A 14,601-nucleotide genomic window follows, 5' to 3' on the forward strand; every position below is an offset into this window, starting at 1 on the left:
CCGTCTTGGTCTCGCCGCCCTTAAGCTGAACCGTCGCCACGCCGTCCTTGAACGTCATTCCGCCGAATTCGCCGTTGATGCTGCTATCTCCCAGTGTCACCGTGAAGGTGAACTCCTGGTCTGCATCCGCTGCCCGGTCGCTGACCAGGATCTTGTTCAGCTCCAGGTCGCCCGTCTTACGGGTGTTTGTGAAGGCTGCCACGCTTGTCTCGTCACCGATGGTGCCGGTCTTTGCGTTCCAGCTTGTTGTAAACAGATCGTTGTCAGTTTCTGTTACGGTGTATTCGAGTCCCTTCTCCAGGCCTGTCGCGGTCTTGATCTGTCCGCTCACCAGTTCGAAGGTTGCCACGCCGTTTGTGAACGTCATGTCACCGTATGTGCCGTTGATCGTCTTGTCATTCAGCGTTACGGTGAACGCGAACTTGATGTTCTTGTCAGCCTCAATAATACTCTTTACTGTCTTGCTGACCTGCAGTCCGCCTTCATCCTTCGCGTTGGAGAAACTCGCGGTCATTGTGCCCGTCGCGATTTTTCCGGTTTCTCCCGTCTTGGTGGTGATGAACTTCCCGTCTGCCGCCTCTTCGACTTTATAGGTGATTCCGGTCGGCAGTCCCTTCGCCGTCTTGGTCTCGTTGTGCTTCAGGGTGAAGTTCGCCACACCGTTCGTGAACGTCATATCACCGTATGTACCGTTGATCGTTGTATCGCTCAGCGTTACGGTGAAGCTGAAGTCCTTGTTCTTGTCGTTCGGCGTGGAGCTCGTCACGCTCTTGGTGACGTCCAGATTGCCGGTGTCACGGGTGTTCGTAAAGGTCGCGGTGGACTTCGTCGTGCTGATCGTGCCGGTGTCGCCGGTCTTGCCCGTCACCTGGAATCCGGCTACGGACGCTTCGGTCACTGTATATCCGACGCCGGTCGGCAGGCCCGTAATCAGCTTGCTCTCGCCGCCCTTCAGTTTAACCGTTGCCTTACCGTCGGTAAACTGTACGCCGCTGTATTTCTTTGTAATAGAAATGTCATCCAGCTGGATCGTGAAGGTGAATACCTGGTTCTTGTCCGCGGCCGCGTCGCTGACCAGTACTTTGCTCAGTTCCAGGTCACCTGTCTCACGGGTATTCGTGAAGGTCGCAGTGGCCTTTGTCGTGCTGATGGAACCTTTGTTCCCGGTATCGCCTGTCTGCTGGAAGCCCGTAGCGGAAGCTTCGGTAATCGCATAGAGGATGTCGGTCGGCAAGCCCGTCGCCGTTGCACTTTCGCCGCCCTTCAGCGTAACCGTCGCTACGCCGTTATCGAAATCCATGTCGCCGAAGATGCCGTTGATGCCGGTGTCGAACAGCTTCACCGTGAAGGTAAACACCTGTTCCTTATCAGCAGCCCTGTCGCTGATCAGTACTTTGCTCAGCTCCAGGTCGCCGGTTTCGCGGGTGTTCGTGAAGATCACATTGGACTTCGTCGTACTGATCGTGCCTTCATCGCCAGTCCTGCCCGTCACCTGGAATCCGGGAACGGACGCCTCGGTAACTGTAAAACCGACTTCGGTCGGTAGGCCCTCGATCAGCTTGTTCTCGCCGCCCTTCAGTTCTACCGTCGCCACGCCGTCGGTAAACTGCACGCCGCTGTATTCTTTTGTGATGGATGTGTCGCTGAGTTCGATTGTGAATGTGAACACCTGGTTCGCATCCGCAGTCCGGTAGCTCATCAACACCTTGCTCAGTTCCAGGTCACCGGTGTCACGGGTATTCGTGAAGGTGGCCGTGGACTGCGTCGTGCTGATTGTACCGGTGTCTCCGGTCTTCCGGGTCAGTTCAAAGCCTTCTGCAGACGCTTCTGTGATCGTATAGGAAATATCGGTCGGCAGGCCCTTCGCGGTGGCCGTCTCGCCGCCCTTCAGTTCAACCGTCGCCACACCGTCAACGAACGTCATACCGTCGTAGGTACCGTTGATATCGGTGTCGCCCAGTGTCACCGTGAAGGTGAACACCTGGTCCGCATCTGCCGCCCGGTCGCTGACCAGGATCTTGTTCAGCTCCAGGTCGCCGGTTTCGCGGACGTTCGTGAAACTCGCTTCAGACTTCGTCGTGCTGATCGTACCCGTATTACCGGTTATACCCGTCTGCTGGAAGCCTGTAGCGGAAGCTTCCGTGATTATATAGCCGGTACCTGTCGGCAGGCCGGTCGCGGTGGCCTTCTGGCCGCCCTTCAGCTGCACTGTCGCTACACCGTTCCTGAACGTCATGCCGCCATAGGTACCGTTGATACCGGTATCACTCAGCGTCACCGTGAAGGTGAACATCTGGTCCGCATCCGCTGCCCGGTCGCTGATCAGGTTCTTGCTCAGCTCCAGGTCGCCTTTTTCCTGGATGTTGTTGAATACCGGGGTTCCCTCAAGTTTCTTTGTGCAATTCTCGTCCTTGTAGTATGTTGTTACAGCCTTATAGGAAGTAACATTGCCCATCTGGGATTTCGTTACAACAACTTTTGCATAATATATGGTACTGTCCGGAGAATAGGTGGCGCCATTAACTGTTACCTGACCGGAACTTTCAGTAATCCTGTAAATATGCGTTCCTTCATTTTTATACTGTATCTCTTTGAATGTGATACTGGAACTCACATTATTTACACTGTCTATCTGTTTCCACCGATTGTTTGTTTTTTCATACAGCTTAAAGGTAAACTTCTGATTAAGTGCATCTTCTGTTAAAACGTCCCCATCTATATGCTTTGCAGCGCCAAGTGCTGCAGAATCAAAATGATAGGACGGAATGTGCGCATTCAGGTTATGCCATTCGCACTGATGCTTCATGGTTTTGGAAACCATCCAGCCTCCGCCTACACCGTCTGCGGTAGCCGCTGCTTTGGGTGCCAGGAATACACCACAGGAAGAAGAGACATTTAGATTAGAAGCGTTCGGACAATTGAATACAACCTTTTCGACATAATCGCTGTATTTTCCATCTTTAACTATCTCATCAGTGCCAATCTCATTTCCGCCATTAATTGACAGCATATATTTCGCTACGTTAATGTAGCCAGTGTTTTTCATGTTGAAAACAACACGCTGATCACTGTTTACTTTTAAATGCAGCTGGCCGGAGGTAGCGATCACCTTTTCCAGGTTGGAACCCGCAGGCACGTCAATGTAGAAGGTTCCGGCGCCCGCCCTGGTGAAATCAAGATACAGGTGATTGCCGTTTGTATTGGGCAACTCTCCGCCGTTGCTTCCTTTATTTCCGCCGTTAATAGTTGTACGGGAAGCCAGGGTCGAAGACATCGTGCCGGAGATCATATTGTCAACGGCTGTATTGATATCAGACTGGCTGCGATAGATCAGTTCATATATGCCTGAAAAATCACTTGCTTTGAAATCGATATTTTTCTCCACGCCTTCCGGCAGCGTGATGACAGCACTGTGACCCTTAATCTTTGCCGTCTGACCTTCCCATTTACCCAGCATCCAGTACTGTGTGTCCGAATTGTTTCTTGCATTTGTGTCGCCCAGCTGACCGCCGCCGGAGTGAAAAACCTTGGTGGCAAAGCTGGATTCTGATTCTCCGGGGGCATAGTAATCTTCAGTTACAATACCGTAACTGTATGCATCGCCCAGAATACCTGTTGTACTGATGGCCGCTCCCGGCGTTTTATCAATCTCAACCTTGTTAACATTTGTTCCGGTAATGGAGATAATGGAGAAACCGTCCAGTTTGAATTCCGTAATGCTGTTGTCGTTGGAATCTTTGGAGTCCGTGGAATCCACGGGCGTGACTTCGATATTATTCTTGGACGCGTTCTGTGATGCTTCCAGTGTTGTATCGCCGCTGGCTTTGGTTTCCTCATCCAGCGTCAGGTGGTTGACTTCAGACTCATCAAAACCGTTTTCCTTGATGACGATTTTGATATCCACACTGCCATCTACAGGCTGATATTCATATTCAGAGCCTTCAATGGGATTGCCGTCTTCATCATATTTGCAGTCAATAAACGCGACGTCAAACAGATAGGTATTGCTCGCGTCATAGACTTTGTTCTGTTCTATTTCTTCCTGCGTTCTCGCATCATTCAGCGCAGCAATATATGTTTCAAAGATTTCGCCGGATTTAATCTGAGTAACCTTCAGTTCAGCCGTATCCGGCACAGCGTTTTTATACTGAAGACGTGCGGTTACCTTTACAGTCGCATCTTCATAGGAATAGAAATATCTGCTTCCGTCGCTGAAAACAAACCGTACAGTTGTATCTTCTGTCAGTTTCTTCCATTCATTCATATATAATAATTTATATGAATAGGAATAAACCGGAACAGAAGCGTCAATGCCTTCTTCAAGATACTCTGGATCAATCTGTTCCCTCTTCAGGGCGGAAATGCGTCTGTTATTGATCATCGCATATTCGAATGTATACTTGATGATCTTATCGGAAGCTCCCTGTTCAATGACGAGATCATTAACCGCACGGGTTTCTCCGTTGTTGACCAGATTCAGAATATCGTCCGTAAACTCGGGCAGGGGAAGCCCGATATATTCATCGCCGATTCCTTCAGAGAATGTATTGTAATAATCTGCCCTGACATCAACGACCGTGGCTTCTTTTGCATCAAATACGAACTGGATAGTGGTGTCTTCTGTCAGCTGAGTCCATTCATTGTTGATCCTGGCCTGATAAGTAGTAATCGTTTCATTCTCATCAGTGGTTTCTGTTGAATCGGAACCCTGGTTGTCATCGTCCGGAATTGCAGCGCTGATCTGTTCCTCTGTAGGATCAGAAATCACATTGCCTTCAGCATCATAATAGGAGCGAATTGTCTCGTATGCCTCTTCCTCCTGCTTCCGGATGCCTTCGACCGTCTGTCCGTTCAGAAGAGCTCTGTTAAATACGTAAGCGGTTGTCCCTTTATCATTGGCAATTCTGATCGTATTAACAGGAGCAGAGATCAGATCCAGTTCCTCTTCAAATGCAGGAAGCTGAAGCTTGGTGAAATCCTCACCAAGGGCATTCTGTTCCTCATTGACATAATCAACATCAATGCTGATCTGTCCCGCATTCTCCTTCGGAACTTTCTCATCCCTGTATCTGACAGTCTCATCTGTCTCGATATCGGTTTCTCCCTGACTGTTGTCATCAATAATACCGATCTGATAGCTTTCAGATGAGCTGTCAGGGCCCTCAGCAAAAGCAGCAAGAGGTGCGCTCTGGAAAAGCATCATCAAAGAGAGCACGATCGCGAGAAGTCTATTGGTTTTCTTCATTGTGATTTCCCCTTTTTCACAATCATTTGACACGACTCGTCAGGGTTGATTGATTAATATGCGTTATTGATTTGTATATTCTGTTTTATTTCAGGAAAACGCTGACTCTCCAGAAGAAGTTGTTATTCTCTTCAGTAATCTGCAGATCGAACGTCTCATCATTTGCACCCGGATAATCTGTCCATTCAGAGGTATCAGGGTTTTCGCTGTACTGCCACTGGAGTACATAATCAACATCTTCATACCCTGTTACCGTTGCTTTCATATGAACGATAGAACCGATGGAAGGTTTTTCGTCATCCCAGGAATAAGTGAAAGACACTTTCCGTTCTTTAGTCTCTGTTTCACCGTTTTCTTCGTCTTCATTCACTTCTTCGGAATCCGTAAGCCCTTCATCTTCAACGGTTTCATCGTTTTCCGCATCTTCTTCGGGCACATTGTAGACTTCGGTCTCTTTTTCAGTTTCCTCGTCTTTCTCTGCTTCCTCAGGTATTACTTCCTCGGAGGATTCATTTTCTTTTTCTTCATTATTATATTCCGCTTCTTCCACGGGCTCTTCGGTCTGCTCCGTAGCAGCTTCTGCCTCAGCGACGGATTCCTCATCTGTCACCTCGTCCGGAGTTACGTCTTCAGCCGTAGGCTCTTCGGTTTGCTCATCAGGAGTTTCTGCTTCAACTGCAGGTTCTTCAGTCTCTTCAACGGGAGCCTCGTTTTCCATGACAGGCTCTTCAGTCTCTTCAGCAGGAGCTTCTGTCTTTACCGCAAAGGAACTCAGCGTGAACGCCAGATTCTGTTTTGCGGAAATCGTAATGTTGAATTTACGGAATGCAATGTTCTTCAGTTCGCAGACATAGGTGCCGTTACCGATAGATGTGAACTGGATATCGCTTCCTTCAATAGATACATTCACATCGTCCGGGCTGGCAACAAATTTCAGTGTGACATTCTCGTTCTTGCCGCACTTGATCTGAATCTTTCCCTTCTGTCCTGAAACCAGATTGTCGCTGATCTGGAATCCAACCTTCAGCGCATCATAATTCTTATCGGAAGGCTGTACGGTGGGAGCAGGAGTTTCAGCAGGAGCAGCCGGTACTTCTTCTGCAGTTTCTTCTGCAGTTTCTTCTGCAGTTTCTTCTGCAGTTTCTTCTGCGGATACTTCGGCAGGCACCTCAGACGGTATCTCAGCGGATACTTCATCAGTATCTTCCGTGGGCGCTTCGGTCGGCACTTCCTCGGCTGCAGAGGCTTCAGCCGGCACTTCAACCGGAGCGGTTGTTTCAGCCTCGTTCACAGTGGGAACGCTCTCTTCAGCAGGAATCGGTTGCGGGACAGGAACTACTTCTTCGACAGGAATCGGCTGCGGAATCGGTACAACTTCCTCGACAGGAATCGGTTGCGGAGCCGGTACAGAACCTTCAGTGGGAATCGGCTGCGGAGCGGCAGCAGTCTGTTCTTCGCTGACAGGTGCGGAAGCAGCCTCATTCTGAATAGGCGCAGCGTTATCGGTTACTGCCTCGACAGCAGGCGCTGTTTCCTGGGCATCCGGAGCTTCAACAGCTTCGTTCTGTTTTTCGCTGGCAACCAGTCTGAAAGAAACAGTATCTATAGAAGAAAGAATAATCTCATGTTTACGGCCGGCAGGGTTGGATATTTCATATACATACAGCTTCATGTTCGGGATGTCGCTGTCAACAGGGGTAAAGTTGACAGCCTTCCCATCAAGCACTGTACGGATAGATGCACTATTGGAAGCGTAGAGTTTCAGTTCAACAGGATTCTTTCCGCATCCCTTCAGGGCAATGATCAGTTCGTCGTTCAGGCCGATGGTATCAGACAGGGTCTGACCAAGGTTCATTTCAATGTTCCGGATACCCTTCAGCTCATCGGTGATATCCGGTACGTTTTCACTGATAACCTCAGGATCAACGTAACCCCAGTCATCATCGAGCTCAACCAGATCATCGTCTTCTTCCACAATAACAGGTGCTTCCGTCGGAGCGGCAGTGGGAGCAGCGGTCGGTTCTTCGATCGGTGCTTCAACAGGAGCTTCGGTCGGAGCGGCAGTGGGCGCCTCGGTCGGAGCAGCTGTAGGCGCTTCGGTAGGAGCAGCCGTAGGCGCTTCAGTCGGAGCAGCCGTGGGTGCTTCGGTCGGAGCAGCCGTGGGTGCTTCGGTCGGAGCCGGAGTCGGGGCTTCCGTAGGAGCAGCCGTGGGTGCCTCAGTCGGAACAGGCGTAGGCGCTTCAGTCGGAGCTTCCGTAGGTGCCGGAGTAGGCGCCTCGGTAGGAACCGGCGTAGGAGCCTCAGTCGGTTCGGGAGTCGGAGCTTCCGTCGGCGCTTCCGTAGGAGCCTCCGTTGGCGCTTCAACCGGAGCGACCGCCACCTCGGTCCCTTCATCTTCTGCATACACCATAGCCGTGCTGGAAATCAGCAAGGCGATAGCACACAGGATGGAGAAAACCTTTTTGAGCTGCTTCATCATATCTTTACCCCTCCCATATTACTGGGTGATTGATATCTTTTCAGGTCTGCTTCCGATTTTGCGTTACATAAAAGTTACATCGAATCATTTTCGGAAGTGTAATATATGGTCAAAATGGGCATAGTTAACCACACAAATCATACCACACAAGAAAATTGTTTTCAACCCTTTTATATCCATTTTCTGTAAGCGCTAATAAATATGGACATTCCTGATGATACATCCCTGTATACAATCTGTTTTTGGATGCATTTTCATAATTACTCGTCTGTTTTTGCATTATTGCATAAAGTAACCTGTTTTTTAGCGTTTTTTTACCATTTTTATCCATAAAATTACATCATTTTTCTGCAAAAGCTTGATAATCTGGTTCGTACAACACCCATATTTTACTTTCCAATGACGTGTAACAATGCAATGTAACCCATGTAATTATGCTGTAGGCCTTGATATCACTTGCATGGTATCGGTTTCATAATAGTTTTTTTTGTTTTTTCCTTATAATTCGGGTCGAAATTACATGTTTTGTTGCATCCTTATTCATCGAATTGATATCTCAAATATTCGCAAAAGACAAAAATAATGAAGGAACAGACATTTTTTGAAACGCCTGTTCCTTCAATGGGTTCTGCACTTTTTCTGTTTCTATTTGTACTGTTTTATGCGTTCATTTTGGTTTCTTCGAAAGCCTGTTGTGCAAGAAGCAGTGCTCCGGTTGCTCCACTTTTTGTCCCCAACCCCGGTTCAACAATAAAATGATCAATATCCTCAAGAATCTCTTTCGCCTGTACATATCCGTTCAGCAGTGAAAGCGTCTTCCGGCGGATCAGCGGGAAAAGGTGCTTCTGCTGCATCACACCGCCGCCCAGGATAATCTTCTCCGGGGAGAAAGCGCAGATCATATTCACGCACATCTGGGCCAGGTATGCTGCTTCCAGGTCCCAGGCCGGATGGTCCTCCGGAAGTTCGTACCCTTTCCTTCCCCATCGCTTCTCTATAGCGGGTCCTGAAGCCAGTCCCTCCAGGCATCCTGTATGGTATGGACAAAAACCGACCGGAGTTTGATCCTGGGTCTCCTGGCGCAGCAGCATGTGCCCAAGTTCCGGATGTACAAGGCCGTGAACCAGTTTTCCCTCAATGACCAGACCAGCCCCGATCCCTGTCCCGACCGTGACATATGCGCAGCTGTTCAGTCCCCTGGCCGCACCCAGCTTCCACTCTGCCAGGGCGGCAGCATTCACATCCGTATCAATAAGTGCCGGTATGCCCAGTTCATCCCGCATGGGCGGCAGAAGTGGCTTATCGCTCCAGCCAGGCTTCGGTGTTTTAGTGATCCATCCGTATGTGGAAGACTCCCTCTTCAGATCAACAGGGCCGAATGTACCGATTCCCAGGGACACGATTCCTTTTCCCCTGAACCAGTCAATCATCGCCGGAATTGTTTTTTCCGGCGCTTCTGTCGGAATACTGACCTGTTCCAGAAGTTCATTCTGCTCATTCCCTACAGACAGAACCATTTTGGTTCCGCCGGCTTCCAGTGTTCCAAAGAGCATGTTTCCTTCCTCGCTTTCCATGCTTATCAATTTGTCTGCCTGTATGATCATTATACCTGATTCAGGTACTTTCTGGCCAGAGCAAACTGTTCATTCAGGTTCCGGATGTTCACTGTGCCTGTCTTATCGAAGCCCGTGGCTTCAAACGTGAAATCTCCTGCATACCCTGTCTCTCTGACAAACCGGAAAAAGCGTTCAAAATCAATATGTCCTTTTCCCATCGGCAGGACCTTCAGGTTGCTCCAGTCCTTATATCCGCCGCCATAATCATTTACATGGTAATGCAGGATATGTTTTTCCTTCCAGAGCCAGTCATATTCCGGCTCATACAGCAGCTCCAGCTGGCGGTGAAAATCCGCCATCTTGGTATCAAATACAAACCGGATCTCCGGATAATGCTGATAAAGCTCCACCCAGTGGGTCATCGGATCGGTTCCGTTGCAGATTACGTTCTCAACCAGCAGCGTCAGTCCGTGTTTCTCTGCCCTTTCCCGCAGTTCCGAATAAGCCCGGAGATTGTTCTCAAAATTTGAATCTGAGATAATCCCGTTCCACAGGTGGAAAACCATTTTCTCCGCGCCTGCCGCTTCCGCCACGCTGCAGTTTATTTCAAACAGCCGGAAGGCCTCGCGCAATTCCTCGTCTCCGCCGATGGAAATATGCTCTGAAAGGGATTTCTCGCAGTGCATAACCGGGATATTCAGCTGAATTGACTTCAGAAAGGTTGTCAGTTGTTCAATCTGATCATACCAGGTGCTGTACAGCATAAACTCGAATCCGTCGCATTCAAGCCGGGGACAGAATTGTTTCAGCAAGCGGTAATCCCTGCCGTTGGGTCTTCCGATCAGTGCCCCCGTGGAGCAAAGGATCTGGTGCATGGTCAAATTCTCCTGTCAAAAAACCGGGCGCTGTGTACAGCGCCCGGTTTGGTTCTTTGGATCACTCGAAGGTTTCGAAGTCGCCTTCCGCTTCTGTCGCCGCAGCGGGTGTCTCCATATTCTCCAGTGCGAAGTATGCAGGGAGAATTGCCTGGGACCACGTCACCTGTCCGGTGATATAGTAGTTCTGGAGATACTGGTTGAAGAAGTCGAAGTAGATGTTCGAATAGATCGGGATCGTGGGCAGTACTTCGTTGTACCGTTCCTGGAAGGTAACCCACTTGGATACATATTCGAAGACGTCACCCGGCTCAGTCCGGCGCATGGCCTTGGCGTCATACCAGAGTTCCTCGTCATCCGAATAGGTGTTGTTCCAGATTTCGTGGTTCTTCGTGGTATCCGTGGAATAGGTGATGGACGGGTCCACGATCACGTGGAAGTTCGTCGCGAGGTAGATCATGTCGGTGGTGCGTTCCTTCTGCCGGTAGTAGGACTTCAGCAGTTCTTCCATCGGTTCGGGCACCAGCTCCAGCTTGATGCCGACGGCAGCAAGATTGTCCACGAAGCTTCCGACACCGGCGTCCGGCTGTACGTCTTCAGGCGCTGCGATAGTATCTGTACGTACCGCGGTCTGCATGAGTTCCGCCATATGGTTGCCTTCCGGATACATCAGCTTCAGGTCCAGGGCAACCAGGGTGCCGTCGTCCATCTTCTTACAGCGGACGTCATCCACGCCTTCCGTGAAAGCGTCACCGTTGCGGTTCAGGGTCCAGCCGGCCTTTTCCAGCAGCTTCTTCGCCTTGGACAGATCCACGGTATACTTTACCAGCTTGTCTTTCCATTCATCAGCAAGAGCCTGCCAGGCAGCAATGGCCTTCTCATAGTCTTCCTGGGTTTCCACGTAACGATTCTTATACTTCTTGGTCAGGTCTTCTTCCTCGCCGTCCTTTGTCAGGACCTGGGGCAGAGTCACCTGATCCAGGAAATTGACGGGATAACTGATTTCGCCCTTCAGCAGTTTGTATTCCCACTGCTCAATGCCGTAGTAGCCATCCACACGGGTGAAGAAAGACTGACCGCCGTCAGCGCTTCCGCAATACAGGGAGCCCAGCAGGTCACGGTCCATACACCAGGCGATCGCCTGGCGGACTTCCTTGTCATGGACGGTGGGCCAGTCATAGGTGAAGGTCAGGAAGGAAAGGCCGATCCGGGGATAGGGCTGGCTGCGGATACCGAATTCTCCGCCCTTCTGCAGGCCTTCCAGAATCGTCTGGCCATAAGTCACCTTGTTGACCAGGTGCAGTTCACCGTCAGCAAGCTGCTGGATCAGGGTGTCATTGTCAGCCACAACGAACTTGATCTTCTCAATGGTGGGTTTCACCAGCCAGATCTCATCGCCGTTGGCATCCAGCTTGGGCGTCTCATTGTCAATATCCATGACCTGGATATAGTTTGCCGGACCGGAATAGTCTGGACCGGGCAGGTTGTTGTGCATCCAGGCACCCTTAAAGTAGGGGTTGATTTCGTAGTGGCCTTCGCCTGTCGCGGCGTCCCAGGAAACCATCTTGTAGGGGCCGGACACCACGGACGGATGGGAATTGTATCCGGTTTCCGGATCCAGGATGGTCTTCTGCAGCAGTTCAGGGGTGAACACAGGCTCGCTGACGTACAGGTCTTCGTTTCCGAGATATACGCCGAAGCCGTCGTCATAAACCTTGCATCCGGGAGCGATTACGCCGATCGGATATGGCACAGTCAGCAGCAGACCGGTTTCGAAGAAGTAAGGCAGGAATTCGCCGTCCAGGTGGAACCAGATCTCATGGTCGCTATGGACTTCCACACCGCTCAGGCTCCGGACGTCATCGTCCGTCAGCTCTTCGCCGGCCATGATCTTTTTCCGGGTGGCAATATAGTCATCGTAGCCCAGCAGATGCTCGGCGCGATAAATCTTACCGCCGATTGCTTCGATTTCAGGGCTCATCATCAGCAGCAGGGAGAATGCGTAGTCCCAGGCTGTGATGGGCGTTCCGTCGGAATAATACAGATCGTCGCAGAGGATCATCTTGTAGGTGTGGTTGCCCACTTCGTCAACCTCCACCGGTCCGATCGTTTCCACAACGCTGGGATCAAACACGTATGTACCCTGGTTCTGGTCCCAGTTTACCAGGTTGTATCCGTGGATCAGGGCACGAACGTCGATATCAGCGGTATCATTGCCGAACAGCTCGGTAAAGAAGTCGCCCTTGGTGATTGTGGGATGTCCGACAATCAGTTCCTCAGGAGCTTCAAACTCGGCCTGTTCTCCTTCTGCCAGTGACAGCAGGGGCGCCTGGGCCATCAGGAGCACGGTCAGAAGCAGGCACAGGATTCGTTGCAGTTTGTTCACAGTGATCAGATCCTTCCTTCTTTAATCGAAACAATCTCCGACGTGGTTAATGATAACTTCCACACCCAGAGGCGTATCATACTCTTCAAAGAAATACCAGGTTTCACCAGCGGTCTTCGGGGTCTTGCCTTCCGTCGGCTTTTCCGGTCTCTCCCAGATGGTGTTGGTGAAGGTCATGGCGTTGCCCTCTTCCTTTACACCGGTCAGGGTATACCCGATGACTTCCTGTTCCTTCCAGCCGTACTTGGCAGGCTGGCCGTTCACAACAGTGGGAAGGTCATTGACTGTAGCGGTCCATCCGTTCGTCGCATCCAGGACGACTACCTTGACCACCTTCTGGCCGTCAGAGAGGGTCATCGCGATGCTGCTCGGCCGGATACCGGCGGCGTTATCCTTGTCCACCCAGATCTTGCTGACGGAAATGCTCGTCACTTCGGGGCGGTACTGGTTGACAATGTTGTAACCGTTGATCTCCGCGGCGTACATGGGCACCGCGTCTTCATTGATCGTGTAGACGACTTCTGTCTTGTTGTCTTCCTGGTAACGGGGCTTTTCAACAAAGGTGAAGGCCCAGTTCTCGCCGGCGGTCAGGATGTGGCTGTCCACTTCCACGCCGTCCGCGAACAGGCGCACCGTAATCGCGTCAGGACGGTTGCCGTCCTTGTTGTTATTGTCATTCCAGGTCTTGGTAACCGGAATATCCACAAACTCGGCGTCGGGTTCGGGTGTCGGGGCGGGCACATACTGGTTGAACAATTTGGCTGTCGCCGTTCCATCCGGAGTAACCTCCAGCTTCATGCCGGTCACGCTGGCGCCGGTCAGGGTGTAGTACTTCACCAGCGTTTCCGCGTTCCGCTCCACCACTGTGTATACGCCGGGAACCAGGTCGCCCAGTTCATACTGGCCGTTCGTGAACTGGCTGTATGTGATTGTGACGGGCATCCGGTCATCCGGTCCCAGGATTTCAAAGCTCAGCGCGCCGATGTTGGCCATCGGATCATAATCTTCCTCTGCTTCAATCGCTTCGGGAAGTTTATAGGCGTATTTGTATGTCAGGGTAGCGGCTTCTCCGGCCTTGACCATCACGGCGTCGGATACCTTGCTGTTCGCCGTGTCCATGGAATAGCCTTCCACCAGCGTATCGGCGTTGGTGCCGCGGACCAGGTAGGCACCGGGCAGCACATTGTCGAAGCTGAAAGAACCGCCGGAGATCTGTGCCCAGGTAAGGGTCCTGGGCATGGAAGGATCCGGACCGTCCACTGTCAGGGTCAGTGCGGAAAGATCTGCGCCTTCCGGTGCGCCGGTAACGGCGGCCGTCAGGTTCAGGGATCCGGTTTGGAGGGTGTTTTTCACTTCCAGCCCGGAGGCGGTGGAAGTATAGCCGTCGGGAGTCTGCAGCTGCTTAACCGTATATTCAATTTTGGTATCGGCATTGGGCTTGAAGACCGGCAGGTCATTCCAGGTTACTTTCCAGCCCGGGTTCTTCGCAGTCAGCGGTTCGCCGTAGGCTTCCCCGTCAGCCAGCAGCATCAGCTGTACGGATTCAGGCCGGATTTTGCCGGCGTTGTCGGAATCATCCCATGCAACCGTAGCGGATACGGAAATGGCCGGGGCCACGGGACGGTTGAAGGTCACCACGGAAACAGCATCCTTGCTCAGGGTTGCGGCATATCCTTCAACACTGTCATAAGTCCATTCATTATCAGTGTCAGCAGGTACTGAGACCACTCCGGTCCAGCCGTTTTCCTCATTCAGCGTTGCCTTCTGTCCGGCCAGGTACGCATTTACGGATTCAGGGCGAACACCGTCATAATTATCCCCGTCCATCCATTTGGCAGTAATGATACGGTCTTCATACTGTATTTCTTCTGCCAGAGCGCAGACACAGCCCAGCGCAAGAGCAAGAACACACAGCAAAGACATGATTCGCTGAAGGTGCTTTTTCATGAGTGATTCTCCCCTCTGGTTATACCTTCGGTTTTCAGTTTATAAACGCTTCATCCAATTATTTCCATGTAAAGCGAAGAGAAATCCCCTTACATGTACATACTTCTACAGAT

Annotated in this window: 8 protein-coding genes (1 of these 8 only partly in view); 1 reads left to right on the plus strand and 7 read right to left on the minus strand. The window is 51.1% G+C overall.

Annotation, left to right across the window (positions count from 1 at the left end; all coding sequences use genetic code 11):
• Positions 1-5,245, minus strand: partial view of a DUF7601 domain-containing protein gene (locus tag JYE49_RS07665; RefSeq protein ID WP_304583325.1) — the start only. Its footprint begins 8,354 nt before the window's first position; the window shows 5,245 of its 13,599 coding nt (coding positions 1-5,245); its start codon is at positions 5,243-5,245; the stop codon falls past the left edge of the window.
• A gap of 85 nt (positions 5,246-5,330) precedes the next feature.
• Positions 5,331-7,220 carry a hypothetical protein gene (locus JYE49_RS07670; RefSeq protein ID WP_143754492.1) on the minus strand — a complete coding sequence of 630 codons (1,890 nt, stop codon included), beginning with the start codon at positions 7,218-7,220 and terminating at the stop codon, positions 5,331-5,333.
• 28 nt (positions 7,221-7,248) lie between these two features.
• Here JYE49_RS07670 and JYE49_RS15220 point away from each other — a divergent pair, with 28 nt between their 5' ends.
• The gene (locus JYE49_RS15220; protein WP_369413330.1) at positions 7,249-7,848 is read left to right on the plus strand and encodes a hypothetical protein; all 600 of its coding nucleotides are present in this window, start codon (positions 7,249-7,251) and stop codon (positions 7,846-7,848) included.
• Here JYE49_RS15220 and JYE49_RS07675 read toward each other — a convergent pair whose 3' ends face one another.
• From JYE49_RS07675 to JYE49_RS07695, 5 genes are all read right to left on the minus strand, one after another.
• Positions 7,849-8,055: a hypothetical protein gene (locus JYE49_RS07675; protein ID WP_179217319.1), complete on the minus strand. Its 207-nt coding sequence runs from the start codon at positions 8,053-8,055 to the stop codon at positions 7,849-7,851. It lies immediately after the preceding gene.
• 328 nt (positions 8,056-8,383) lie between these two features.
• A complete protein-coding gene (locus JYE49_RS07680; protein WP_283399375.1) occupies positions 8,384-9,328 on the minus strand; it encodes an ROK family protein in 945 nt (314 codons plus the stop codon).
• Positions 9,328-10,155 carry a sugar phosphate isomerase/epimerase family protein gene (locus tag JYE49_RS07685; RefSeq protein WP_093957256.1) on the minus strand — a complete coding sequence of 276 codons (828 nt, stop codon included), beginning with the start codon at positions 10,153-10,155 and terminating at the stop codon, positions 9,328-9,330. The genes JYE49_RS07680 and JYE49_RS07685 overlap by 1 nt, the downstream gene beginning before the upstream one ends.
• A 61-nt stretch (positions 10,156-10,216) precedes the next feature.
• Positions 10,217-12,541 carry an ABC transporter substrate-binding protein gene (locus JYE49_RS07690; protein ID WP_093957255.1) on the minus strand — a complete coding sequence of 775 codons (2,325 nt, stop codon included), beginning with the start codon at positions 12,539-12,541 and terminating at the stop codon, positions 10,217-10,219.
• Positions 12,542-12,562: 21 nt separating this feature from the next.
• Complete coding sequence (locus JYE49_RS07695) at positions 12,563-14,488, minus strand: Cna B-type domain-containing protein (protein ID WP_093957254.1); 1,926 nt, start codon at positions 14,486-14,488, stop codon at positions 12,563-12,565.
• Positions 14,489-14,601: the final 113 nt, after the last annotated feature.

Source organism: Aristaeella hokkaidonensis, assembly GCF_018128945.1.
Classification (GTDB): domain Bacteria; phylum Bacillota; class Clostridia; order Christensenellales; family Aristaeellaceae; genus Aristaeella; species Aristaeella hokkaidonensis.

Excerpts from the sequence above, each read along its gene's own strand:
- JYE49_RS07695 (WP_093957254.1), bottom strand. The coding sequence starts at position 14,488 with ATGAAAAAGCACCTTCAGCGAATCATGTCTTTGCTGTGTGTTCTTGCT.
- JYE49_RS07675 (WP_179217319.1), bottom strand. The coding sequence starts at position 8,055 with ATGGATAAAAATGGTAAAAAAACGCTAAAAAACAGGTTACTTTATGCA.
- JYE49_RS07685 (WP_093957256.1), bottom strand. The coding sequence starts at position 10,155 with ATGCACCAGATCCTTTGCTCCACGGGGGCACTGATCGGAAGACCCAAC.
- JYE49_RS07680 (WP_283399375.1), bottom strand. The coding sequence starts at position 9,328 with ATGATCATACAGGCAGACAAATTGATAAGCATGGAAAGCGAGGAAGGA.